Here is a 20,700-nt window from a genome sequence, read left to right on the forward strand (position 1 = left end):
CGGCGCGGGCCGCGCCGCCGCCGCCATAGCCGAGGAACGTCGCCGGCTTGCGATTGATCTGGGAGGTGAGATAGTCGAGGGCATTCTTCAGCACGGCGGGGATGCTGTGGTTGTATTCCGCCGTGACGAAGATGTAGCCGTCGAGGCTTGCGACCTTCTCGCCCCAGCGCAGCGCCACCTCGTTCTGCGGCGGCGCAACGTGCAGCGGCACCTTTTCCTGGAAGAACGGCATGGGATAATCGCGCAGATCGACAATCTCGAAATCGGCGTCATTGCGCTCTTTGGCGATATTGAACAGCCAGTCAGTCGGGATATCCGCGAACCGCCCGGGACGGGTCGTGCTCATGATGATTCCGATCTTGGGTCGCTTTTGCATGGACGCTTTCGTTGACACTTACGATTGGTAAGCAACGATATGGCGGCCACCGGGACGGGCGCAAGACGGCACTTTATCCGCAGTAACTTACTCGCCGGTAAGTAAGGCCGCCGGCTCCGCCGGGGCGATGTGCATTTCACCCCGGATCTTGTTCCCTGACTCGCTGGCGAGCCTCTTCGATCTCGGCCTGGTTCTCCAACGCCCACTTGGCGATCGGGACGAGCGCAAGCTTGAGCGAGCGTCCACGGTCGGAGAGCTCGTATTCGACGCGCGGCGGAATCGTGGGGTAGACCGTCCGGATCAGAATCCCGTCGTGTTCGAGATTTCGCAGCGTCACGGTCAGCATGCGCTGGGAGACGCCGGTAATCGCCCGGTGCAACTCCCCGAATCGCATCCGCCGGTCGCCGATTGCCATCAGAAGCAGGATGGTCCATTTGTCGCCGATCCGGGCCAGAATATCTCCGACCCGGCGGCAATTCGGGAAAGGGTGCTGCGGTTCAGTGGTCATGCAGCAAATATAGGTCGATTACGCCATGATGGTGCCGCTGCGTCAGCAATGGAAGGTGGGGATGGCAAATGGGCTGATGAGTTTGGGGCGCCTCAGGTCGCGCACGCATGCGTCAGTCGATCAGCGAGTTCCTCCGCAGCCATTCACCGTCGCCAAACATCTGATCGATGACGAACATGCGCCTGAGGCAGTGCCCCACCTTGTATTCCTCGGTCACCCCGATTCCACCGTGAAGCTGTACTGCCTGCTGGCAGAGCGCGCGTCCGTGCAAGCCGACAAGCAGCTTGGCACGCAGCAAGTCCATTCCGTTGTACTCACCCGACGCAACCTCCTGGGCAACCATGGCGGCTGCACTGCGGCACGTCTCCAGCGCCACCGCCATCTCCGCGATCTGGTGGCGGTATGCCTGATTGGCCCCCAACGGCTTGCCGAATTGCTGGCGGGTCATTGCAAAGGAAGTCGTCAACTCGAACGCCGCTTCCATCACGCCAACGGCTTCCGCACAGAGGGCCGCGGCCCCTGCCGCACGAACCGCGGCCAGCGCAGCACCTTGCTGGCGATTGTCGAACGGATCACCCTGGGGCAGCGCCGGGACACGATCGAAAGTCAATTCAGCAGCAATCGATTCGTCGACGAACCAGTGTGCACGAAGGGTGAGGCCGGCGGCGGAGCGGCGCGAATGTCGCCACCTCAAGCATCACAGCCGCGGCGGCCGCATTCGCCAAGCGCCGCCACTTGTGGACGACGTTGGCATTGATCCCGTGCGACATGGCTACGCTCGCCACCGACGCTCCAGGCTGCGCGCATTCGCCCAGTACCTGCGCCTTGAGCTCGGTGCCGTGGCGCCGCCGCGTCCTCTTGGAGTCATTCATGGTGTCCGCCTAACTTCTTTGGTGGACACCATCCTTGCCGCTCAGACGGTCGGAATCAAGAATGGGATGGCCGGACGCTTACGTTGGAAGAAGCTGCTGAGAGGTCGCAGGCACTGGCGAGCTAAATATCAACAAACGGCCGCGGCCAAGATCAAGTGGCAGCACTGGACTGGTTCCGTTTGCGAATTCCGGCAAGTCATCGCCTTGCTTGCGCAGCGACCGCCTGGTTGCCTGCGGACCAGAACCGACCGAACAAGTAAAAGCGTGTGCGATCCGACTGCGTCCACACGCCTGTTTTCGTTCGGGCCCGCCCCGTGCAGCGCTGCCGCGGTCAGGCCACCTGCACGCCCGCCTCGGTCAGGTAGGCACCGACCAGGCCCGGAGGCAGGCCGGTAAGCGATTCCGCCCGGACCGCTTCGGTCGCGCGGCGCATCGCCTGCAGGTCGATCGCTTCCGGCCCGAGCACTTGAACGCCTTGACCGCGCAGCCGCTCGAGCGCGGTTTCGTCCTGTGCCGCCGCGCTGCAGCGCTGCTGGCGCGTTGCCTCTTCCACGGCGGCCTGGAGTTCGTCGCGCTGGCCCGCGTTCAGCGTCTCGTACCAGGCGTGCGGGCACACCAGCAGCACTACCCCGAAGAAGTGGCCGGTCAGGCTCACGTGCGGATGGTGACGCCAAAGCTCGAACGTGAGCAGATTGGTCAGAGGGTTCTCCTGAGCCTGCACGGTGCCGTCCTTCACCACGCGCACCAACTCCTTCACATCCGTGGTCATCGCCTCGAACCCAAGCGCGTCCAGCGTGCGCCGATAGAGCGCGCTATCGAGCGTGCGGATCACCATTCCCTTGCAGTCGGCCGGCGTACGGATCGCGTGCACGGCGTTCGACACGTGGCGGAAGCCGTTGTCCCAGAAGGCCAGCACGTGCAGCCCGCTTCGGCGCGAGACCGCCTCGCGCAGCAGGGTGCCCGCGGCGCCATCGAGCGCGGTGAGCGCGGCGGCGCGGTCCTGCACCGAAAACGGCAGATCGAGCACGGCCAGTTCGGGCACGCGGGCCGACAGGTAGCCCGAGGCCATGTAGCCGATCTGTCTTTCGCCATTCTCGAGCGACGCGAACAGGGAGGCAGCACTCTCGCCGAGCGCGGTCACATCGGGCAGCAGGTGGGGCTTGCCCACGCTGCCTTCGTCGAGCCGGCGCGCCAGCGTGGTGAGTGCCGCCGTGAGGATGGAGGTCCTGCCCTGGTAGCCGGCCAGGTGCACGGGAGGAAGTTTCTTCATGTCTGGGTCCCCAAGAAGTGGCCGTGCGGCAGCGCGCGATGGCTTCCACGTGCCGGTGATGCGGTGCTCGCGTCCATCATTGCGCCTTGATGCCCGCCGCGCGGATCACCTTGCCGATGCGCGCATGGCCGGTGCGCGTGAGTTCGCCCAGCTGCGCCGGCGTGGAAGGCGACGGGTCGAGGCCGAGGCCCACCAGGCGCTCGCGAACGCCCGGGTCCGCAAGCGCGCGGGCGACCTCCCCATTGAGCCGGTCCACGATCGCCTTGGGCGTGCCCTTGGGCGCGTACAGCCCGAGCCAGGTGGAGAAGTTGAAGGGCGGCAGGCCCGCTTCGGCGAAGGTGGGCACCTCGGGAAGCAGGCTCGAGCGGCGTTCCGCCGGCTGCGCCAGGGCGCGGAGCTTCCCTTCCTTGATCAGGGGCAGCGCCACCGAGATCGCCGAGAACATCACCGGAACCTGCCCGCCCGCAACGTCCATGGTCGCTTGCGTTGCACCCTTGTACGGCACGTGCGTCAGCTGCACGTTGTTGGCGGCGGAGAACAGCTCCATCGCGATGTGCTGCGGACTGCCGGAGCCGCCGGAGGCGTAGTCCAGCTTGCGAGGCTGGGCCCGTGCCTGGTTCACCAGTTCGGTCGCCGTCTTGGCGGCGTTGCTGTTGGCCACCAGCACCCACGCGATGTTGGCCATGCGGCCGATCGGCTCGAAGTCGTTCAGCGGGTCGAAGGTGGTCTTCGCCGCCAGGTTGACGGCGTAGTTCAGCACGCTATCGGTGATGCCGCCCAGGACGTAGCCGTCCGGCGCGGCGCGCGCGATCCGATCCGCGCCGAGCAGCCCCGACACGCCGGGTTGGTTCTCGATGGCGAAGTTGGCACCCATGTTCTGGCCCACCTTGTCCAGAACGACACGCGTGCCGACGTCGGCGGCGCTGCCCACCTGCAGCGGCACGATCACCTGGATCGGCTTGCTCGGGTAGCCCGCCTGCGCGAAGGCAGCACCGGATGCGACCAGCAGCACCGCCGCGAGCATGGCGCGGCGCGTGCGAATCGAGGGGATGTGCATGTCTGTCTCCGAATGTCGACTTCCACCGGCACGTGACGCGCCCGGCGCCCGCGTCACTCCTTCATGCCCGCATCGGCCACCACCTTGGCCATGCGGGCGTAGTCGTTGGCAACGTAGTCGCGCATCTGCGCGGGTGTCATCACCGAGGGATCGATGCCGTTGTCCGCGAGGCGCTTGACGGTGTCGGGATCGCGCAGCACCTTGGCCAGCTCGCCGGAGATGCGGTTGACCACGGCGTCCGGGGTCGCCGCCGGCGCGACGATACCGATCCACGACGCATAGTCGTAGCCAGGCACACCCTGTTCGGCGACGGTGGGCAGGTCCGCCATCACCGGCGTGCGCTGAGCACCGGCCACCGCGATGGCGCGCAGCTTGCCGGACTTGATCAGCGGCATCACAGTACCGATGGCATTGAACATCACCTGCACCTCACCGCTCGCGACGGCCACGGCGGCCGGACTCGCGCCCTTGTAAGGCACGTGCAGCATCCTCGCGCCAGTGGCCGCTTCGAGCATGCTCATCGCGATGTGCTGCGCGCTGCCGACACCCCCGGTGGCATAGCTCACCTTGCCGGGATTCGCCTTCACGTACGCGAGCAGTTCCTGCAGGCTGTTCACGGGCAGGCTCGGGTTCACCACCAGCACCGTCGGCAGCACCGCGACCATGCCCACCGGCTTGAAGCTCGAGGTCGTGAACGGCACCTTGCGCACGTGCGGCAGCACGCCGAGGATGGCGTTGTTGCAGCCGCACAGCGTGGTGCCGTCCGGCGTCGCGCGCGCCACCTTCTCGGCCCCGATCGCGCCGGAAGCGCCGGCCTGGTTGTCGATGACGATGGGCTGGGCCAAGGCGGTGGAGAGCTTCTCGGCGACGATGCGCAGGGCGACGTCGGAGGCCGTGCCGGTGGCGAGCGGCGTGATGATCGTGACGGTCTCGCCCGCAGCCCACGCCGACGGGATGGCAGCCATGCTGACGCACAAGGAGGTCGTGCGCAGGATGCGCTGGAGCACGGTTCGCATGGATGTTTCCTTCTTCGTCCTGGATGCCTCGCCGTGCTCAGAGCATCACGCGGCCGCCGTTGGTGTCGAGGTTGACGCCGGTCACGAAGCCTGCGCCGTCGGACGCCAGGTAAAGCATGGCCGCGACGTGATCCTCCACCTTCGCGAGCCGCCGCAGAGGCACCTGCGCGGCGATCCGCTCCACGTCCTCGGCACTGCGCAGCGCCGCGACCCGCGGCGTCAGCGTGGTGAGAGGGGCGATCGTGTTCGCGGTGATGCCGTGCGGGCCCAGCTCGTAAGCGAGGAAACGGGTCAGCTGGGTCACCCCTGCCTTGGCGGCGCCATACGCCGGCGACGAAGACGCGTGCACCGTGCGGCCCGAGATCGAGGTCACGTTGATGATCCGCCCCGCCTGCGACGCCTTCAGCGCCGGAATGGCGGCGCGGCAGCACAGGAACACGCTGCGCAGGTTGAGCGCCACGGTCGCATCCCATTCGGCGATATCCATCTGCTCCACGGTGAGCAGCTTCTTGTAGCCGCCGGCACAGTTCACCAGCACGTCGAGGCCATGGCCGGCGGCGGCGATCGCTGCAAAAGCGCTGGTCACGGCCGCTTCGTCGGTGATGTCCACCGCGATGCCCGCCGCGCTCGCGCCGCCCTGGAGGCCCGCGGCGATCTCGCGCACGCGCGCACCGTCGATATCCAGCAGAAAGACATGCGCACCCTGCTCCGCGAAGGCCCGGGCCGCCGCAGAACCGATGCCGCCAGCGGCACCAGTGATGACGGCGCTGCGGCCGGCCAGTTCGGGATAGCGCGGCATCATTCGGCGCGGGCCGGCTTGGCCGCCGCTGCGAACTCGGGACTGGCGCCGGCATCGGTCCACGCGGGCACGCGGCCGATGCGCGCGGCTTCTTCCCAGGCGAAGTTCAGCTCCACCTTGATCCCGTTGATCGGCTCGCGCATGAACAGCTGGTACAGGTCGGAGTTGTGCGCCTTGCGCTCGCTGAACTCCACGCCCTTCCTGGTGAGGCGCTCGATGAACTCCTCGATGCCTTCGCAGTTCAGGCAGACGTGGTCGATGCGCCCCGAGCCCATCGCGCCGGCGGCAGAGAAGTCCTGGTCGCCGTCGGTGGGTGTCTTGAGGTAGGAGTCCTGGTGGCTCGAATGGCGGGCCTTGCCGATGTGGATCACGTCCTGGTCGCCTATGTAGAGCCAGTACACCGGGAAGCCGAACTCCGGGTGGTAGCCGTTGCGAAAGCCCAGGTTCTCGACGAACCAGTCGCGCGTGCCCTCGGGGTCGTGCGTGAGGATCAGCAGGTGTTCGAGGAATCGCAGTCCCATGGGGTGTCTCCTATTCGACCTTGCCGATGGCACGCACCACGCGCGTGAGGCGCACCCGATCCTCCTCGGCAAACCTGGCGAACTCAGGCGCATCCCGGTAGTCGTAAATGATGCTTTGCTTCGCCATGCCTGCCGTGAAAGCCTGCGAGCGCGCCGCGACGCCCAGCGTCTCACGCAGCTTCTGAACTACCGGCCTGGGCGTGCCGGCCGGTGCGTACAGGCCGGCCCAGATGTAGAACTCGGCGTCGTAGCCGGCTTCGCGGTAGGTCGGCACATTCGGCAGCAGGGGCAGCCGCTTGCCGCCCGAGACTGCGAGCGCGCGCACCTTGCCCGACTCGATCTGCGCCCGGGCCACCGCGGGCGCGGCGGTCGTGAACTGCACCTGTCCGCTGAGCACGGCCAGCAGCGAAGGCGCGCTGCCGCTGAAGGGCACCTGCGTGAATTTCACGCCGGCCTCGTGCGCGAGCATCTCCACCGAAAGATGGATCGGCCCGAAGTTGCCCGAGGAGGAATAGTTCAAGGCACCCGGCTTGTCCTTGGCCGCTGCGATCAGCTCGCCCAGGCTCTTGTACGGGGCGTCCGAACGCACGAGCACCACCATGGGGTCACTCGAGACCAGCCCCAGCGGCTCCAGTTGCTCCAGCTCGTACAGAGGCTTGCGCCCCGACACCTTCTCGGCTTCCGGCGCGACCACGACGGCCGACAAGGCCATCAGGACCGTGTAACCGTCGGCCTTCGCCTTGGCGACTTGCGCGGTCCCGATCGCGCCGCCCAGGCCAGGCTTGTTGCTGATCACGACCGGCTGCTTGAGTGCGGCGGCCCACGGCTCCACCAGCAGGCGCGCGTTGATGTCCGAGGCACCACCTGGCGGATTGGGCACGACCAGGGTGATCGGTCCGGACGGGAATGCATCCTGCGCGAATGCGGCCGCGGCGAACAAGGCCAAGCCGGCAGTGCAGGCCGCGTACCAGAGGCGGGGCAAGAACTTGCTCATGAAGCGACTCCGGTGGGTTGGCGGGTTTCGATGGAACGCACGATCGCCTCGAACAATGCGATGCCCTGCACCATCTCGGGCACGGTGATGGGATAAGGCTCGGTCACGCGGCCCTGCTCGGGGATGGCGCGCGCGAAGGCATCGATTTCGGCGCGGATGGAGTCCACCGGCGGAAAAGTGAAGCGTTCGATGCGGCCGCCCTGGTGCCGCAGCACCACCTCGTTCTCGCCCAGCGCCTCCACCGAGGCGCGGTCGCCGAAGACGTGCACGCGCCAGTAGATCGGCGTCGCGCGCACCATGGCGAAGTAGCCTTGCACGCCGCTGCGGAAGGTGACCAGCACCGCGGTGGCGTCGCGCGGGTCCTTGCCCTCGCGGGTGGAGTGGACCGACGCCGTCACACTCTCGGCCGGCCCGGCCAACCCGGTGAAGGCATCGATGATGTGGATGCCCGTGCCGGTGAGCCCGCCGGCGGGCGACTCCGCCGGCGAATCGCGCCATTCGGCGAAGAACTTCGTCGAGTGCTCGTTGCTGTAGTGGCCTTCGAGGTGCAGCATCTCGCCGAGCACACCGCTAGCGGCAATCTCGCGCAGCTTCACCATGGCCGGCCAGAAGCGCTTGTTCTGGCCGACGGCCAGCACCAGTCCGTGCGCAGTGCAGGCCTGCGCGGCGCGCTTCGCATCGGCGTGCGTCAGCGCCAGCGGCTTCTCGCAGAACACATGCTTGCCCGCGCGCGCCGCGGCCACGATCTGGTCGGCGTGCAACGAATGAGGCGTCGCCAGCACCACCGCCTGGATCGCGGGATCGGCCAGCACGTCCTCGAAGTTCGCGGACAGTTGCATGCCCAGCTGCGCAGCCAGCGGCCCGTCGCGCTCGGTTTCCTTGCTGACCACGCGTGCAAAGCGCAGGAGCGTGCTTTGCCCCTGCACCGCCCGCGCGATGTTCTTGCCCCACCAGCCGAAGCCGATCAATGCTGCCTGGATCATCTTTGCTTTCAGTGGATCGACCACCGCCGGAGTTGTTCTTCGTCGACCTGGACGCCCAGGCCGGGCGCTTGCGGCACACGATAGGCGCCCCCCTGCGGCCGCAGCGGCTCGCGCACGACGTCCTCGGCCAGGAACAGCTGGCTGGGACTCACGCCCCAGTCCACGTTAGGCACCACGGCGGCCAGATGCAACAGCGCCGCGGAGGCGATTCCCGTCTCCGCGATCTTTCCCGCCAGGTTCAGGCGCAGCCCGAGCGCCGCGCAAACGTGCGCCGCCGATGCGAGGCCGCTGAGGCCACCGAGCTTCAAGGTCTTGAGGGAAGCGCCGCGGATCCCGTCAGGAAGGTGGTCCAGGATGTCCTGCACTGAAACGACCGATTCATCCAGCCCGATGGCCAGCCCGCCTTCCGCCACCAGGCGACGCAGGCCGGCGCGGTCTTCCCGCCGCAGCGGCTGCTCCAGGAATTCGAGCCGCGCCGCGCGCACGCCCTGCGCGTAGGTGATCGCCTGCGGCGCCTCCATGCCCATGTTGGCATCGGCACACAGCCGCACGCCGTCGCCCAGCGTGCGGCGCAGGTCGAGCGCCAGTGCGATCTCCTGTTCCACCGGGCGCACGCCCACCTTGAGCTTGAAGAACCGATAACCCTCGATGTACAGGCGCTGCGCCTGCGCCAGGTCGCCGGCATGGTCGCCGGTGCCTACCAGCCAGAGCGCACTGATGGTGTCGCGCCGCTGCCCACCGAGCAGCACGTGCACCGGAACGGAGAGCGCCTGGCCGACCAGGTCGTGCAGCGCCATGTCGACGGCGGACAGTGCGGTCGCGCCAACGGGGAGGTCCTTTGCCAGCTCGGACGGGATGGCGGACAGGCGCAGCGCGTCCTGGCCTACGAGCGCGCGCCCGATCACCTGGTCGAAGGCCTGCGCCATGTCGGACAGGCTGGCGCCGCCGTGGCTGGGTGCGGCGTTGGCCTCACCCCAGCCTAGCAGCCCTTCCCTCGATTCGAGGCGGACCACCAGGCACTCGGAGGTTTCGAGCAGCACGCCGGCCATCCGCACGGGCTTGATCAGAGGCAGCCGCAACCGGAAGGCCTGGGCCCGCGCAATGGTCAACGCCTTCATCGACGCTCTCCGGGGACCACGCTGCCCTGCCGGGCAATCGCCTCGTGGATGATTGCGTTGTCCTGCTCGCCCTCGCCAAGGGCCAGGCAGGAGTCCAGCAGCTGCACGTAGACGTCGGCCAGCGGCAGCGGCTGCCCGGCGCGCCGGCCGAGCGCCCGGATGAGGCCGAAGTCCTTCAGGCTCTGGTCCACGCGGCTTTGCGGCGGCTGGTAACGCCGCTGCACCATCAACGGCCCCTTGATCGGCATCACGCTCGACGCGGCGGCCGAGCCCTGCAGAATCTGCAGCAGGCGCGCCGGATCCAGGCCGATGCGGCGGCCGAAGTTCAGGCCCTCGGCCAAGGCGGCGCGGTGCAGGCCCAGCACCAGGTTCACGGCCAGCTTGGCGCGACCGGCGTCGCCGCAGGGGCCCACGTGTTGCCGGCGCGGACACAGGACGTCGAGAACCGGGGCGAGTCTTTGCGCGAGTCGTTCGTCGCCGCCGACCAGGCCCACGCCGTCGCCGCGCGCCACCTGCTGGCTGGTGCCGGAGAAAGGCAGTTCAAGGAACGCCACGCCTCGCGCCGCGCATCGGTCGGCGATCCCGGCGATCTCCTCGGGGTCGCACGTGCTGGTGCACAGGACGGGCACACGCAACGCCGCCTCGGCAAGCCCGTTCGCGCCGAACAGCACGTGCTCCACCTGCGCCGTGTCGAACACGGCCAGCACGATGGCCTCGCATTCCGAGGCCAACGGTCCGAGGCTGGTCTGCAGCTCCACACCGGCGGGCGCCTCCACGCTGCGCACGTCATACGCCAGCACGCGATAGCCCGCCTGCACCAGGCGGCCCGCGAAAGCGCGTCCCATGAGACCGAGGCCGGCGATTCCGATGGTGCCCTGGGTGCTCATGCCGTGCCTCCGGGCAGCAGATTGTGGAGCGGCCGCTCCAGTGCCTCGGTCATGAGGCGGTCGGCGCTCCAGCCGGCATAGGTGGCGGCGGCGTCGTGCAGGTCCGCGATCATCTGGCGCGCCGGATAGCCCAACTGCGTCAGTTCCTTCGCAAGCTGTTGGCCCACGGGCGCCAGGCGCTCGCGCCAGCGCGCCTGTTCCTGCGCATCGAGGCTGATGAATTGCATGCCGCCCTCGCGGAAGGCGACGCGCGCGCGGGCACCGGCCAAGCCGTAGAACAGTTGCGCCCCGGCCTGCGCCAGCCCGCGCATCCAGGAGTTGAGCACCGGGCGCAATCGCGGCGCCAGCTGCTCGTGGAAGGAAGGCGAGAGACCGTATTCCAGATTGACCCGGACCAGGTTGGCGTCCGTGCGGTACTTCGCCTCGCGCCACAGGCCGACGGTGTGTGCCGCGCTATCGGAAATCGAGACCGCATCGACCTCGCGCGAGACGAAGCGCTGCTTGGCCTCCGGCGTGCTGCAGCCGACGGGAACGGCCCCCAGTGCCGCGAACAGGCGCGACTCCAACCCGTCGCTGCAGGCGACGCGCCGACCCTGCAGGTCGGCAAGCGTTGCGATGGGATCACGCGAGAACAGGTTGTACTCGCTCGTGGCCACCATGCGCCCCATCAAGACGCCCTGACGCTCGAAGTCCTGGCTGAAATAGCGGCGGTACAGAAGCTCGGAGACGTGCGTCGCCGCCTCCGCACTGGAGAACAGAAAAGGAAGGCTCAGCGCCTGCGCGGCCGGAAACATTGTGGCGTCCCAGGCCGAATAGACCGGGCACATGTCGGTGCGTCCGGAGCGCAGCGCCTCGATGCCGTCGCGCTCCTTGTGCAGGCTGCCGCCCCAGTGGCCTTCGACGGCAATCGCTCCTTCCGTCATGACGGCCAGACGGCGGAAGGCAGGCACGAACACGTCCTGCACCGCTGGCGAGGCTTCGGGGATGTGCGCGCTGACGCGCATGCACACCTCGGACGTCACCGTGAACGCTGCGGGCGCATCCAGCCAGCCGCGCGCGACGGACGTCTTGGCGATCACCTGCTCCGGGCTGTCGTCGGGGCCGATCTGCATGGGATGCCGCTCCATCAATCCGTCCCCTTCATGTTGGCCTGCTTCACGACGCGGCCATACAGTTCGATCTGAAGCGCGAGGAAGCGCTGGAACTCCTCGGGGCTGCTGGCGATGATGCGAAAGCCCGCCTCCTCCAGCCTGGCCTTCATCTCCGGGCTGCCCAGCACGCCGGACAGCGTGCGATGGGCCTTCTGCAAGATGGCGGGATCGACGCCGGTGGGAATGAACAGCCCGAACCAGGTCTCGACCTCGTTGCCGGGGTAGCCGGCCTCCGCCATCGTGGGAATGTCGGACGCGAGCGGCGAACGCGCAGGCGACGTGAGCGCCAGGCCGCGCAGCTTGCCCGACTTCAGGTGCTGCAGTGCGAGCGGAAGGGTCGGGAACATCGCGTCCACCTGGCCCGCCAGCGTGTCGCTCAGAGCCTGCGATGTTGACTTGTACGGGACGTGGTTCATCTTGAAACCGGCGGTGATCTGGAAGTTCTCGCCCGCGAACTGGCCGATGCTGCCGTTGCCCCATGAGGAGTAGTTCAGTGCCCCCGGCTGCTTTTTCCCCAGCTCCACGAATTCGCGCGCCGTGCTCGCCTTCACCTGCGGGTTCACCGCCAGCACCAGCGGCACCGACGTGATCAGCATCAGCGGGACGAAAGCCTTGCGCGGGTCGTAGCTCAGTTTCGCCATCGACGGGTTGGTCGCGATGGAGGTGGACTCGATCATCATCGTGTAGCCGTCCGGCTTGGCACGCGACACGTATTCCTCGCCGATCACACCGTTGGCCCCCGCCTTGTTCTCGATCACGAGCGGCTGCCCGAGTGCCGCCGACCAAGCCGGCGCCAAGGTGCGGGTGAGGATGTCCGCAGTGCCGGCTGGGGCCATCGGCACCACGATGTAGACGGGACGAACGGGCCACGCTGTCTGGGCAGCCGCCAGTTGCGACAGAAAAACCGTCGCGACGGCGGCGAGCCGTGGGTAATGCATGTCTTGTCTCCTCATGCGCCGGGCTGCAGGCGCCCGGGCTTTCGTCCATGCTAGGGGCCGGTCCGATAGGGACAAATACTTTCTCGGGTCGCAAGGCATCAGATTTTCTGATGCCTTGCCCGTCGGTGGCATCATTCGACTGCGATGGATCTCAAGAGCATCAAATTCTTCGTCGCGGTAGCGGAGAGCGGCAGCATCACGGGCGCGGCGCAGCAGCTCGGGCTGGTGCAGCCAGCGCTGACGCGGCATATCAATGCGTTGGAAGCGGAGTTCGGCGTCCGCCTGTTCATGCGCCACGCGCGCGGCGTGCACCTCACTGCGACGGGGCGGGACTTCCTGGAACACTGCCGGCGCATAACGGACGAAGTCGAACGCGCGCGCCACGAGATCAGCTCCCAAGGCAGCCAGCCGCGCGGGTCGATCGTGCTGGGAACCTCGACGACGCTCGGGCGCGTGCTGATGCCGGTCCTGGTGGGCCGGTGCCTGGACGAACTGCCCCAGATCACGCTGCGCGTGGTGGAGGCACGCAGCGTAAGGCTGCACGAGCAGTTACTCACCGGCGCGCTGGACATCGCGATCCTTACCAATCCGGTCGGCTCCTACCAGCTGAACCTGCAGCCGCTCTCCGCCGAACCGCTTTGCGTCGTTGGCCCTTGGGGCTGGAAGCCGCGCGACGTGCCGGTGAGCGAAGAGGAACTGACGCGCCTGCCCCTGGTAGCGACCCCCGGCATGCTGCATCTCGTCACGGGCGGCAGCCGGCGCCGTCAGCCGCTGAAGGTGGTGGTGGAGATCGACTCCATCGAGACCATCCGATGCATGGTCCTCGCCGGCAAAGGGCTCACCATCGTGCCCGAGACGGCGCTGCTGGAAGACATCCGTGCCCGCCGCCTGCAGGCCAACCCGATCGCTTTGCAAGGACGCGAACGCCGGTTGGTGCTGGCCACCCGCACCGACAACGCCGACTTGCCCGCGATTCGCCAGATCTCGCGCATCGTGCGGCAGGCGGTGGAGGAAACCATGACAGCGACCGAGCCGCCGCCGCCGCGGCGACGCCGCTAGGTGAGCCGAGGGCAGCACGCTCCTTGCGCGATATTGGTCCTTGTGTCGGCACTGTGTTTCATGCCGTCGGCCTTACTGGTGCCGGAACCGGAGGCACGGCTACGTCAACGCCGGCTTTTCCATACTCCAAAGACAAACGCCACCCGAAGGTGGCGTAAGTGCTTGATATATATGGTGGGTGATGCAGGGTTTGAACCTGCGACCCCTGCCGTGTGAAGGCAGTGCTCTACCGCTGAGCTAATCACCCATTGCCGCGTGGCAAGCCGACGATTATGCCACAGCCGAAATACCACCCTGGCGCCACACTGTCTTGCCGCCGGAGGCCTTGTCCAACTGCTTGAGCACCTCCTCGTGGGCGGCCGCTTCCTGCTCGTTGGCCAGCAGCACCGGCAGCGTGAACTGGCGCAGGTCCACGCGCGTGACTATGCCCTGCACCGCTCCGGTGTCGGCTTCGTCGATCAGCAGCGCGTCCTGCCCGCGCGTGAGATTGATGTAGACACCGGCCAGCAACTCCGCGTCGAGCAGCGCGCCGTGCAGCGTGCGCCCGGAGTTGTCGACGCCCAGCCGGTCGCACAGCGCGTCGAGGCTGTTGCGCTTGCCCGGGTACATCTCCTTGGCCATGGCCAGCGTGTCGGTGACCTTGGCAGCGTGCCCGGTGAAGTGGCGGCGCCCGAGCAGCTCGAGTTCCTTGTTCAGGAAGCCGATGTCGAAAGCGGCGTTGTGGATGATGATCTCGGCGCCGGCGCAGTACTCCATCAGTTCGTCGGCGATGGCGGCGAACTTGGGCTTGTCGCGCAGGAACTCGTTGCTGATGCCGTGCACCTTCAGCGCGTCCTCGTGCGAGTCGCGCTCGGGGTTCAGGTACCAGTGCTTGTTGTGGCCGGTCAGCTTGCGGGCCACGAGTTCCACGCAGCCGATCTCGATGATCCGGTCCCCCGCTTCTGCGGACAAACCCGTGGTTTCGGTGTCGAGGACGATCTGGCGCATAGCCGGCGATTATGCTGGAGCGATGTTCGACCTGACCGACAAGATCGCCCTCGTCACCGGGGGCAACGGCGGCATCGGCCTTGGCATGGCAAGGGGTCTGGGCCAGGCGGGCGCCACGATCGTCGTGGTCGGGCGAAACGAGGAGAAATCCGCAGCGGCGTTGCGCCAACTGCAGTCGGCCGGCGTGCGGGCCGAGTCGCTGCCCTGCGATGTGAGCCGGGAAGCCGCAGTGCAGGACCTGTTCGCGCGCATCGCCGACCGCCACGGCCGCCTCGACATCCTGGTGAACAACGCCGGCAGCACGGTGCGCAAGGCGCCGCAGGACTTCACGCTGGACGAATGGCACCAGGTGATGGACACGAATCTCACCAGCGCCTTCCTGTGCGCGCGCTCCGCGCATCCGCTGATGCGGGCGGCGGGCGCCGGCAAGATCATCAACATCGGCTCGATCCTGTCGGTGTTTGCCGCGCCCTATGCACCCGCCTATTGCGCGAGCAAGGGGGCGATCGTGCAGTTCACCAAGTCACTGGCGATCGCCTGGGCGGGGGACCGCATCCAGGTGAATGCGGTGTTGCCCGGATGGATAGACACGGAGCTGACGGCAGGCGCGCGCGAGCAGGTGCCCGGCCTCAACGACCGGGTGCTGGCGCGTACGCCTGCGGGGCGCTGGGGCGTGCCGCAGGACCTGGCCGGCATCGCGGTGTTTTTGGCCAGCGCGGCCAGCGACTTCGTGACCGGGACCGCTATCACAGTGGATGGGGGGTATTCGGCATCCTAATCGCGAGGTCAGTCCCCGAAGACTTCCGAGGAAGAAACGTCTTCAGGCATCCAAGGGAATCGGCGAATGCCTGCTATCACATCCCCAGTGAATTGGCGCTCACCCCAATATTCATCTGGGTGGCTGGGGTCATACGTGGGCTCCAACTCGCCGTAGGAATGTCGCCAGCCGGCGGGCGTTGCCTCTCTTGTTTCCCACCATGAGTATCCTGATGCAGCCTGAACCAGACTTCCTCTTGCGAGGTGATCCTGCTGTAACAGTTCACATTCCTCCGATATCTTTTGAGCCACCTGCTTAAGCTCGCCCTCGATCTCGGCCGTATTTATCGTTAACACGTCTTCTCGAAAGACGAAATAAAGAGCCCGCTGCAGCGTGAGATTCCACTCTGCATCCACGGCAGCCGGATACTGGTACTCGCTCAGACAAGTAACGTGACTTCGAAGTTTCGGGAACGTCAGAAGTACGTTCGGTCCGTTGATCTTTGCAACATTGTAAGAATGGAAGGTCTCAGTAATCTTCTGCTTACTAAGCATCGGCGAGTTGAAGGTGAGCATGGCACACACCCAGTTCTCATCGTTGCTGTAGTATAACGTGGTACTTATCTGGGCTGTGCCTAACGTCGCCAACGCTGCATACCAACTCTTCGGCGAATTGGTCGGGACCCGAAGGTTCTGCGTAAACAAGTGGTGGAGGCATTTCTCCACCTCGAGCAGAGTGTGGCGAGAATTTTGCTTTATAACCTCTACGTCGGCCGCGGGCATTGGACGAAAGTGTGCGAGGGAATTTCGTATCGTTCCAATTTCAAGCAGCTTGCTCTTTACGATTTCCCTACTGGCTTTGAAGTATGGCTTGAATTTCGGCCAGTATGCATCTGCGGTAATCAATTCGACGAGCTCGCCGCTCGTCAGGTGCATCATGGCCGCCTTTATATCAAAGCCTAAGTATCCAAACGATTCTGCCTGAGTTGCTCGGCGAGCAGCCACATTCTTCAACGTGACTGATTCAGATGAAGCCGGGGACTTGCATACACACTCCAGCCATCTTGCCCCAAATTCGTTCTTCAGAATGGCATAGACGAATACGCGTAGCGAGTTCTCAAACCTAAAAAGAATGTTCAGCGCTTCGTAGTAGTGAAGATGAAGCCACCGTTTCGGAAGCTTAACCGTGCCGTCATCACGAACGACCGCCGCCTTCCAGTCCATCTTCATGCCCCCTTAAAGCGACCTTCGCATTTTGACTAGCGCATCCGCACAACGCAATGTGAAGGGGCCCGGAATCGTTCAGTGGTTCTCTTTGGCGTGGTTGATCGAGTACTTCGGGATCTCCACGACCAGTTCTTTCTGCGCCAGGATTGCCTGGCAGGACAGGCGCGAGTTGGGCTCGAGGCCCCAGGCGCGATCGAGCAGGTCTTCCTCGTTTTCGTCCATCTCGTTGAGCGAGGCAAAGCCCTCGCGCACGATCACGTGGCAGGTGGTGCAGGCGCAGCTCATGTCGCAGGCGTGCTCGATGGCGATGCCGTTGTCCAGCAACGCCTCGCAGATCGAGGTGCCCGCGGGCGCCTCCACCTGCGTCCCATTGGGGCAGTACTCGGGGTGCGGCAGGATCTTGATGATGGGCATTACAGTGCCTCGAGGTTTTTACCGGCGAGGGCCTTGCGGATGCCCTCGTTCATGCGCTGCGCGGCAAACGCTTCCGTGCCTTTGGCCAGGGCCTGCACGGCCGCTTCGACGACGCCAGCGTCCTCGCTGTGCTTCGCCGTCTCGCGCAGCTGGGCGACCAGCGTGGCCAGATGCGCGCGCTCCTGCGGCGTCAGCAACTCGCCGTCGGCGGCCAGTGCGCTCTCGGTGGCGATGATCATGCGCTCGGCATCCACGCGCGCCTCGGTCAGCGCGCGCGCCTTCATGTCCGCTTCGGCGGTGGTGAAGCTTTCCTGCAGCATGCGGGCGATCTGTTCGTCCGACAGGCCATAGGAAGGCTTGACGTCGATCCTCGCCTCGACGCCGCTGCCCTGCTCGCGCGCCGACACGTTCAGCAGGCCGTCGGCATCGACCGTGAAGGTGACGCGGATGCGCGCCGCGCCGGCGGCCATCGGCGGGATGCCGCGCAGCTCGAAGCGCGCCAGGCTGCGGCAATCGGCCACCAGGTCGCGCTCGCCCTGCACCACGTGGATGGCCATGGCGGTCTGGCCGTCCTTGAAGGTGGTGAAGTCCTGCGCCTTGGCAGTGGGAATGGTTTCGTTGCGCGGAACGATCCGCTCGACCAGGCCGCCCATGGTCTCGATGCCCAACGAGAGCGGGATCACGTCGAGCAGCAGCAGCTCGCCTTCCGGATTGTTGCCGGCCAACTGGTTGGCCTGGATGGCGGCGCCGAGCGCGACGACTTCGTCGGGGTTCAGGTTGGTCAGCGGCTCGCGCTCGAAGAATTCAGTGACCGCGCGGCGCACCTGCGGCATGCGGGTGGATCCGCCCACCAGCACCACGCCCTGCACTTCGTCCTTGCCCATGCGGGCGTCGCGCAGCGCCTTGCGCACCGCGCCCAGCGTGCGGGCGGTGAGCTCGCGCGTCTCCAGCTCGAAGTCGCTGCGCGACACGCGCACTTCGACCGAACGGCCGCCCACGGTGATCGGCACCGTGAGCGACTCCTGCTCCGAGAGCTGCTCCTTCACGTGGCGCGCCAGCATCTTGATGGCCGCTTTTTCGCCCGCCGTCTCCGGCGCCATCTTCGCCTGCTGCAACAGCCAGTCGGCCAGGCAGCCGTCGTAGTCGTCGCCGCCCAATGCGGAGTCGCCGCCGGTGGCGATGACCTCGAAGACGCCCTGCGACAGCCGCAGGATCGAGATGTCGAAGGTGCCGCCACCCAGGTCGTACACCGCGTAGATGCCTTCGCTGCCGTTGTCCAGGCCGTAGGCGATGGCGGCGGCGGTGGGCTCGTTGATCAGGCGCAGGACCTTCAGGCCGGCGAGTTGTGCCGCGTCCTTGGTGGCCTGGCGCTGCGCGTCGTCGAAGTAGGCGGGCACGGTGATCACCGCCCCATACAGGTCGTCGCTGAAGGTGTCCTCGGCCCGATAGCGCAGCGTCGCCAGGATTTCGGCGCTGACTTCCACCGGCGACTTCTCGCCCTCGCGGGTGCGCAGCGCCACCATGCCGGGCTGGTCGACAAAGCGATAAGGCAGCTTGCCGCGGTTGGCGATGTCCGCCAAGCCGCGACCCATGAATCGCTTGGCCGACGCGATGGTGTTCTCGGGATCTTCGGCTTGCGCCGCCTGCGCGTCGTAGCCGATCTGGCGCCGGCCTTCGCCGAGATAGCGCACGACGGAAGGCACCAGCACGCGGCCTTGTGCATCGGGCAGGCATTCGGCGACGCCGTTGCGCACCGAGGCGACCAGGGAATGGGTGGTGCCGAGGTCGATGCCGACGGCAATGCGGCGCTGGTGGGGGTCGGGCGAGGCGCCGGGTTCGGAGATCTGCAGCAGGGACATGGCTTTTCTTCTAAGCCGCTATTGTCCCAGTTGCGCGAGCCGCGCTTCGACGTCCCCCACAAAGCGCTCGATGAACATGAGGGCTCTCACCTGCTGCGCCGCCGCCGGGGCGTCGCCTTCGAGGTCCAGCAACTGCTGGATCTGCCCCAGCATCTCGCGGCGCCGCTGCAGCACGCGCTCGGAAACTTCCGCGAGGTCGTCCTCGCCTTGCGCATCGTCAAGCGCCTCGCGCCACTCCATCTGCTCCATCAGGAACTCGGGGGGCATGGCGGTGTTGTTCTCGGCCTGGATCGGCGCGCCGCGCAGCTCGCACAGATACGCCGCGCGCTTGAGCGGATCCTTCAGGCGCTGATAGGCCTCGTTGATGCGCACCGACCACTGCAGCGCCGCGCGTTGCGCGCTGGCGCCCTGGGCGGCAAAGCGGTCGGGGTGAGCTTGGCGCTGCAGCTCCTTCCAGCGCTGGTCGATCTCCGCGCGCTCCTGGGCGAAGCGCTGCGGCAGCCCGAACAGTTCGAAGTCGCTGTGGCTCAGGTTCATGGGTGGGTCACACCCTGAAGCTCTCTCCGCAACCGCAGCGGTCGCGCTCGTTGGGGTTGTTGAACCGGAAGCCCTCGTTCAGGCCTTCGCGCACGAAGTCGAGCTCGGTGCCGTCGATGTAGGCGAGGCTCTTCGGATCGACCAGCAGCTTCACGCCGTGGTTCTCGAAGACGATGTCCTCGGGAGCCACTTCATCGACGTATTCCAGCTTGTAGGCCAGGCCCGAGCAGCCGGTGGTCTTGACGCCGAGGCGCACGCCCACGCCCTTGCCCCGCTTGGCAAGGTAACGCGTCACGTGCCGCGCCGCGGCTTCGGTCAGCGTCACGGGCATGTTCAATGTTGCGCGCCTTCGGCGGCGGGCGCCAGGGCGTGTTTTTTCTTGTAGTCCTCGACGGCCGCCTTGATGGCGTCCTCGGCCAGGATCGAGCAGTGGATCTTCACCGGCGGCAGCGCCAGTTCTTCCGCGATCTGCGCGTTCTTGATCGAAGCGGCCTGATCGAGCGTCTTGCCCTTGACCCATTCGGTCACCAGCGAGCTCGAGGCGATCGCCGAGCCGCAGCCGTAGGTCTTGAAGCGCGCATCCTCGATCACGCCCGTTTCGGGGTTCACCTTGATCTGCAGCTTCATCACGTCACCGCAGGCCGGCGCACCGACCATGCCGGTGCCGACGCTCTCGTCACCCTTTTCGAAGGAGCCGACGTTGCGGGGGTTCTCGTAGTGTTCGACGACTTTTTGTGAATAGGCCATGTTGTGTTCTCCTGTGCTGCTGTCTCAATGCGCCGACCACTGGATCGTGCTGATGTCCACGCCGTCCTGGTACATCTCCCACAGCGGGCTGAGCGCGCGCAACTTCTCGACGTTCTGCTTGATCGTCGAGACTGCGTAGTTGATTTCTTCTTCGGTCGTGAAGCGGCCGATGGTCATGCGCAGGCTGCTGTGGGCCAGTTCGTCGCTGCGGCCCAAAGCGCGCAGCACGTAGCTGGGCTCCAGGGAGGCCGACGTGCATGCCGAGCCGGACGACACCGCCAAGCCCTTGATGCCCATGATCAGCGACTCGCCTTCGACGAAGTTGAAGCTCATGTTCAGGTTGTGCGGCACGCGGTGTTGCGTGTTGCCGTTGATGAACACCTGCTCCACGTCCTTCAGGCCGTCCAGCAGCCGCTGCTGCAGGTGGCGCGCGTGCGCCAGGTCCTTGTGCATCTCTTCGCGGGCGATGCGGAAGGCCTCGCCCATGCCCACGATCTGGTGCGTGGGCAGCGTGCCCGACCGCATGCCGCGCTCGTGGCCACCGCCATGCATCTGCGCTTCCAGGCGCACGCGTGGCTTGCGGCGCACGTAAAGCGCGCCGATGCCCTTGGGCCCGTATGTCTT

At 66.3% G+C, this 20,700-nt stretch carries 25 protein-coding genes and 1 tRNA gene; 2 read left to right on the forward strand and 24 right to left on the reverse strand.

The window, feature by feature from the left end; all coding sequences use genetic code 11:
• From JWP60_RS10280 to JWP60_RS10350, 15 genes are all read right to left on the reverse strand, one after another.
• Positions 1 to 346: NAD(P)H-dependent oxidoreductase (locus tag JWP60_RS10280; RefSeq protein ID WP_299790215.1), on the reverse strand; the 346-nt coding region annotated here is incomplete at its 3' end.
• Positions 347 to 512: 166 nt separating this feature from the next.
• Complete coding sequence (locus JWP60_RS10285) at positions 513 to 884, reverse strand: helix-turn-helix domain-containing protein (RefSeq protein WP_299790218.1); 372 nt, start codon at positions 882 to 884, stop codon at positions 513 to 515.
• A 112-nt stretch (positions 885 to 996) separates the two neighbouring features.
• Complete coding sequence (locus tag JWP60_RS10290) at positions 997 to 1,578, reverse strand: acyl-CoA dehydrogenase family protein (protein ID WP_299790221.1); 582 nt, start codon at positions 1,576 to 1,578, stop codon at positions 997 to 999.
• Positions 1,496 to 1,756: a transposase gene (locus JWP60_RS10295; protein WP_299790224.1), complete on the reverse strand. Its 261-nt coding sequence runs from the start codon at positions 1,754 to 1,756 to the stop codon at positions 1,496 to 1,498. The genes JWP60_RS10290 and JWP60_RS10295 overlap by 83 nt, the downstream gene beginning before the upstream one ends.
• Positions 1,757 to 2,087: 331 nt before the next feature.
• Positions 2,088 to 3,026 (reverse strand): TRAP transporter substrate-binding protein, encoded by a 939-nt coding sequence (locus JWP60_RS10300; protein WP_299790227.1) that lies wholly within the window; start codon positions 3,024 to 3,026, stop codon positions 2,088 to 2,090.
• Between the two features lie 76 nt (positions 3,027 to 3,102).
• Entirely contained in the window at positions 3,103 to 4,083 is a 981-nt protein-coding gene (locus tag JWP60_RS10305) for a tripartite tricarboxylate transporter substrate binding protein (RefSeq protein WP_299790230.1), read from the reverse strand.
• 53 nt (positions 4,084 to 4,136) lie between these two features.
• Complete coding sequence (locus tag JWP60_RS10310; protein WP_299790233.1) at positions 4,137 to 5,099, reverse strand: tripartite tricarboxylate transporter substrate binding protein; 963 nt, start codon at positions 5,097 to 5,099, stop codon at positions 4,137 to 4,139.
• Positions 5,100 to 5,136: 37 nt separating this feature from the next.
• Complete coding sequence (locus JWP60_RS10315; RefSeq protein ID WP_299790236.1) at positions 5,137 to 5,901, reverse strand: SDR family NAD(P)-dependent oxidoreductase; 765 nt, start codon at positions 5,899 to 5,901, stop codon at positions 5,137 to 5,139.
• Positions 5,898 to 6,419: a VOC family protein gene (locus JWP60_RS10320; RefSeq protein ID WP_299790238.1), complete on the reverse strand. Its 522-nt coding sequence runs from the start codon at positions 6,417 to 6,419 to the stop codon at positions 5,898 to 5,900. The genes JWP60_RS10315 and JWP60_RS10320 overlap by 4 nt, the downstream gene beginning before the upstream one ends.
• A 10-nt stretch (positions 6,420 to 6,429) precedes the next feature.
• Positions 6,430 to 7,413, reverse strand: a complete 984-nt coding sequence (locus JWP60_RS10325) for a tripartite tricarboxylate transporter substrate binding protein (protein ID WP_299790240.1) — start codon at positions 7,411 to 7,413, stop codon at positions 6,430 to 6,432.
• Positions 7,410 to 8,396 carry a Gfo/Idh/MocA family oxidoreductase gene (locus JWP60_RS10330; protein ID WP_299790242.1) on the reverse strand — a complete coding sequence of 329 codons (987 nt, stop codon included), beginning with the start codon at positions 8,394 to 8,396 and terminating at the stop codon, positions 7,410 to 7,412. Before JWP60_RS10330 ends, JWP60_RS10325 begins: the two co-directional genes overlap by 4 nt.
• A gap of 8 nt (positions 8,397 to 8,404) precedes the next feature.
• Complete coding sequence (locus JWP60_RS10335) at positions 8,405 to 9,514, reverse strand: enolase C-terminal domain-like protein (protein ID WP_299790244.1); 1,110 nt, start codon at positions 9,512 to 9,514, stop codon at positions 8,405 to 8,407.
• The gene (locus JWP60_RS10340; protein WP_299790246.1) at positions 9,511 to 10,401 is read right to left on the reverse strand and encodes an NAD(P)-dependent oxidoreductase; all 891 of its coding nucleotides are present in this window, start codon (positions 10,399 to 10,401) and stop codon (positions 9,511 to 9,513) included. Before JWP60_RS10340 ends, JWP60_RS10335 begins: the two co-directional genes overlap by 4 nt.
• Positions 10,398 to 11,513, reverse strand: coding sequence for a TRAP transporter substrate-binding protein DctP (gene dctP / locus JWP60_RS10345; protein ID WP_299790248.1), 1,116 nt, complete (start codon positions 11,511 to 11,513; stop codon positions 10,398 to 10,400). Before dctP ends, JWP60_RS10340 begins: the two co-directional genes overlap by 4 nt.
• A gap of 14 nt (positions 11,514 to 11,527) precedes the next feature.
• Positions 11,528 to 12,490: a tripartite tricarboxylate transporter substrate binding protein gene (locus JWP60_RS10350; protein WP_299790250.1), complete on the reverse strand. Its 963-nt coding sequence runs from the start codon at positions 12,488 to 12,490 to the stop codon at positions 11,528 to 11,530.
• A 144-nt stretch (positions 12,491 to 12,634) separates the two neighbouring features.
• Here JWP60_RS10350 and JWP60_RS10355 point away from each other — a divergent pair, with 144 nt between their 5' ends.
• Positions 12,635 to 13,549, forward strand: coding sequence for a LysR family transcriptional regulator (locus JWP60_RS10355; protein ID WP_299790252.1), 915 nt, complete (start codon positions 12,635 to 12,637; stop codon positions 13,547 to 13,549).
• A gap of 172 nt (positions 13,550 to 13,721) precedes the next feature.
• Here the strand turns inward: JWP60_RS10355 and JWP60_RS10360 are convergent.
• Positions 13,722 to 13,796, reverse strand: a tRNA-Val gene (locus JWP60_RS10360).
• A 23-nt stretch (positions 13,797 to 13,819) separates the two neighbouring features.
• On the reverse strand, positions 13,820 to 14,536 hold the full coding sequence (gene dnaQ, locus JWP60_RS10365; protein ID WP_299790254.1) for a DNA polymerase III subunit epsilon: 717 nt from the start codon (positions 14,534 to 14,536) through the stop codon (positions 13,820 to 13,822).
• Between the two features lie 22 nt (positions 14,537 to 14,558).
• Here dnaQ and JWP60_RS10370 point away from each other — a divergent pair, with 22 nt between their 5' ends.
• Complete coding sequence (locus tag JWP60_RS10370) at positions 14,559 to 15,314, forward strand: glucose 1-dehydrogenase (protein WP_299790256.1); 756 nt, start codon at positions 14,559 to 14,561, stop codon at positions 15,312 to 15,314.
• A gap of 8 nt (positions 15,315 to 15,322) precedes the next feature.
• On the opposite strand, the gene JWP60_RS10375 is transcribed toward JWP60_RS10370, so the two are convergent.
• The 7 genes from JWP60_RS10375 to JWP60_RS10405 form a co-directional block, all read right to left on the reverse strand.
• Complete coding sequence (locus tag JWP60_RS10375) at positions 15,323 to 16,522, reverse strand: hypothetical protein (RefSeq protein WP_299790258.1); 1,200 nt, start codon at positions 16,520 to 16,522, stop codon at positions 15,323 to 15,325.
• A gap of 72 nt (positions 16,523 to 16,594) precedes the next feature.
• A complete protein-coding gene (gene fdx / locus JWP60_RS10380; RefSeq protein WP_299790260.1) occupies positions 16,595 to 16,933 on the reverse strand; it encodes an ISC system 2Fe-2S type ferredoxin in 339 nt (112 codons plus the stop codon).
• Positions 16,933 to 18,792: a Fe-S protein assembly chaperone HscA gene (hscA, locus tag JWP60_RS10385; protein ID WP_299790262.1), complete on the reverse strand. Its 1,860-nt coding sequence runs from the start codon at positions 18,790 to 18,792 to the stop codon at positions 16,933 to 16,935. The genes fdx and hscA overlap by 1 nt, the downstream gene beginning before the upstream one ends.
• A gap of 18 nt (positions 18,793 to 18,810) precedes the next feature.
• Complete coding sequence (hscB, locus tag JWP60_RS10390; protein WP_299790264.1) at positions 18,811 to 19,329, reverse strand: Fe-S protein assembly co-chaperone HscB; 519 nt, start codon at positions 19,327 to 19,329, stop codon at positions 18,811 to 18,813.
• A gap of 7 nt (positions 19,330 to 19,336) precedes the next feature.
• Positions 19,337 to 19,660, reverse strand: a complete 324-nt coding sequence (iscA, locus tag JWP60_RS10395) for an iron-sulfur cluster assembly protein IscA (protein ID WP_299790270.1) — start codon at positions 19,658 to 19,660, stop codon at positions 19,337 to 19,339.
• Between the two features lie 2 nt (positions 19,661 to 19,662).
• The gene (gene iscU / locus JWP60_RS10400; RefSeq protein WP_299790266.1) at positions 19,663 to 20,076 is read right to left on the reverse strand and encodes a Fe-S cluster assembly scaffold IscU; all 414 of its coding nucleotides are present in this window, start codon (positions 20,074 to 20,076) and stop codon (positions 19,663 to 19,665) included.
• A gap of 24 nt (positions 20,077 to 20,100) precedes the next feature.
• The coding region (locus tag JWP60_RS10405; protein WP_299790268.1) for an aminotransferase class V-fold PLP-dependent enzyme at positions 20,101 to 20,700 on the reverse strand (600 nt) is incomplete at its 5' end.

The sequence above is a fragment of the Ramlibacter sp. genome (assembly GCF_028291745.1).
Lineage (GTDB): Bacteria > Pseudomonadota > Gammaproteobacteria > Burkholderiales > Burkholderiaceae_C > Ramlibacter.

What these genes read in the sequence shown, in the direction of transcription:
- dctP (WP_299790248.1), bottom strand. Translation starts at nt 11,513, where the DNA reads ATGCAGATCGGCCCCGACGACAGCCCGGAGCAGGTGATCGCCAAGACG.
- JWP60_RS10340 (WP_299790246.1), bottom strand. Translation starts at nt 10,401, where the DNA reads ATGAGCACCCAGGGCACCATCGGAATCGCCGGCCTCGGTCTCATGGGA.
- dnaQ (WP_299790254.1), bottom strand. Translation starts at nt 14,536, where the DNA reads ATGCGCCAGATCGTCCTCGACACCGAAACCACGGGTTTGTCCGCAGAA.
- JWP60_RS10350 (WP_299790250.1), bottom strand. Translation starts at nt 12,490, where the DNA reads ATGCATTACCCACGGCTCGCCGCCGTCGCGACGGTTTTTCTGTCGCAA.
- iscA (WP_299790270.1), bottom strand. Translation starts at nt 19,660, where the DNA reads ATGCCCGTGACGCTGACCGAAGCCGCGGCGCGGCACGTGACGCGTTAC.
- fdx (WP_299790260.1), bottom strand. Translation starts at nt 16,933, where the DNA reads ATGCCCATCATCAAGATCCTGCCGCACCCCGAGTACTGCCCCAATGGG.
- JWP60_RS10305 (WP_299790230.1), bottom strand. Translation starts at nt 4,083, where the DNA reads ATGCACATCCCCTCGATTCGCACGCGCCGCGCCATGCTCGCGGCGGTG.
- JWP60_RS10355 (WP_299790252.1), top strand. Translation starts at nt 12,635, where the DNA reads ATGGATCTCAAGAGCATCAAATTCTTCGTCGCGGTAGCGGAGAGCGGC.
- JWP60_RS10295 (WP_299790224.1), bottom strand. Translation starts at nt 1,756, where the DNA reads ATGAATGACTCCAAGAGGACGCGGCGGCGCCACGGCACCGAGCTCAAG.
- JWP60_RS10315 (WP_299790236.1), bottom strand. Translation starts at nt 5,901, where the DNA reads ATGATGCCGCGCTATCCCGAACTGGCCGGCCGCAGCGCCGTCATCACT.
- JWP60_RS10330 (WP_299790242.1), bottom strand. Translation starts at nt 8,396, where the DNA reads ATGATCCAGGCAGCATTGATCGGCTTCGGCTGGTGGGGCAAGAACATC.
- JWP60_RS10375 (WP_299790258.1), bottom strand. Translation starts at nt 16,522, where the DNA reads ATGAAGATGGACTGGAAGGCGGCGGTCGTTCGTGATGACGGCACGGTT.
- JWP60_RS10310 (WP_299790233.1), bottom strand. Translation starts at nt 5,099, where the DNA reads ATGCGAACCGTGCTCCAGCGCATCCTGCGCACGACCTCCTTGTGCGTC.
- iscU (WP_299790266.1), bottom strand. Translation starts at nt 20,076, where the DNA reads ATGGCCTATTCACAAAAAGTCGTCGAACACTACGAGAACCCCCGCAAC.
- JWP60_RS10320 (WP_299790238.1), bottom strand. Translation starts at nt 6,419, where the DNA reads ATGGGACTGCGATTCCTCGAACACCTGCTGATCCTCACGCACGACCCC.
- JWP60_RS10285 (WP_299790218.1), bottom strand. Translation starts at nt 884, where the DNA reads ATGACCACTGAACCGCAGCACCCTTTCCCGAATTGCCGCCGGGTCGGA.
- JWP60_RS10335 (WP_299790244.1), bottom strand. Translation starts at nt 9,514, where the DNA reads ATGAAGGCGTTGACCATTGCGCGGGCCCAGGCCTTCCGGTTGCGGCTG.
- hscA (WP_299790262.1), bottom strand. Translation starts at nt 18,792, where the DNA reads ATGTCCCTGCTGCAGATCTCCGAACCCGGCGCCTCGCCCGACCCCCAC.
- JWP60_RS10370 (WP_299790256.1), top strand. Translation starts at nt 14,559, where the DNA reads ATGTTCGACCTGACCGACAAGATCGCCCTCGTCACCGGGGGCAACGGC.
- hscB (WP_299790264.1), bottom strand. Translation starts at nt 19,329, where the DNA reads ATGAACCTGAGCCACAGCGACTTCGAACTGTTCGGGCTGCCGCAGCGC.
- JWP60_RS10325 (WP_299790240.1), bottom strand. Translation starts at nt 7,413, where the DNA reads ATGAGCAAGTTCTTGCCCCGCCTCTGGTACGCGGCCTGCACTGCCGGC.
- JWP60_RS10300 (WP_299790227.1), bottom strand. Translation starts at nt 3,026, where the DNA reads ATGAAGAAACTTCCTCCCGTGCACCTGGCCGGCTACCAGGGCAGGACC.